This is a genomic window from Butyricicoccus sp. AF35-5AC, from assembly GCF_003477715.1.
GTDB classification, from domain to species: domain Bacteria; phylum Bacillota; class Clostridia; order Oscillospirales; family Butyricicoccaceae; genus Agathobaculum; species Agathobaculum butyriciproducens.
Genome location: NZ_QUDX01000019.1, coordinates 17842 through 18863, shown reverse-complemented (window position 1 = coordinate 18863; position 1022 = coordinate 17842). Strand labels below are relative to the sequence as shown.

The 1022-nt window shown below is 54.9% G+C and carries 1 protein-coding gene and 1 pseudogene; both read right to left on the bottom strand.

What is annotated here, in order from left to right; all coding sequences use genetic code 11:
* Nucleotides 1-215: pseudogene (locus tag DWZ82_RS14130) on the bottom strand (sugar phosphate isomerase/epimerase family protein); the annotation flags it as partial.
* Between the two features lie 138 nt (nucleotides 216-353).
* On the bottom strand, nucleotides 354-1022 hold a 669-nt coding region (locus DWZ82_RS15765), incomplete at its 5' end, for a Gfo/Idh/MocA family protein (RefSeq protein WP_243022962.1).

Genomic DNA, 1022 nt, shown 5'->3' with positions numbered 1-1022 from the left:
GCGTTGTAGGACAGCATCTTCAGGTGATGCTTCGGGTCAGCGAACCATGCGCCGAGATCATCGATGGTGTACTTGCCGGCAGCGATCTCGCGGTCGAGGCACTCGGACTGGATGTCGATGTAGTCAAAGCCGTACTTCTCGCACAGGTCGAGGTCTTCGAGTACGGAGTGGTTTTCGCAGAAACGGTTGCAGCCTTCGTTAAAACCGATTTTCATAGCAGTAACTCCTTTTAACGTATCAATTTCGCGTTGTAAAACGCGGTATAGTGGTTAAGGTGATATGCAAGGGCAGTAAAGCAGGAAGCTCTGCCACCCTTGCGAGTGAGTAGCAATGAATAGAAAATATGAGGTGGATTACTTCTTGTAGAAGTCCGGGGTGCCGCCGGTAACAACCTTCTCCGGCACACCGGAGGTCTGGGACTTAACCAGAGCGTCAGCGGTGATGGATGCAACGTAGCCGTCCCAAGCAGAGGAGCCGCCGGTCTCACCCTTGAGTGCGTGGTCAACCCAGTCCTGAATCTCTACATCGTAAGAATCGATGAAGCGCAGGATCCAGTTGTCCTCGATCTTGGTGGAAACCTCGTTAGCGTAGCGAACGGTCGGGAAGGACGGGCACGGCAGGTTTACAACGCCGTTCTCACATACAACCTCGCAGTTGATGTCGTAGCCGAAGCCGCAGTTTACGTTTACCTCGAGCATGTTGATGATGCCGCCCTTGGTCTTCATGATCATGATCTGCGGGTCCTTCAGCGCGTTCTTAACCTTGCTGTTGGTCTTCGGCATGATGCACTGCACCTCGTCCCACTCGTCGTTTACCAGCCACGGCAGAACGTCGATCTCGTGGATTGCGGTATCGGTAACAGCCATTGCGGTGGTGTAGTCATCGGCAACGCCGTCTGCACGGTGGGTGCACTTGATCACCATCGGGGCACCGAACTTGCCGGAGTCGATCAGCTCCTTGACCTGACGGTAGCCGCGGTCGTAACGGCGCATGAAGCCAACCTGTACGAGGTGCTTGCCGCC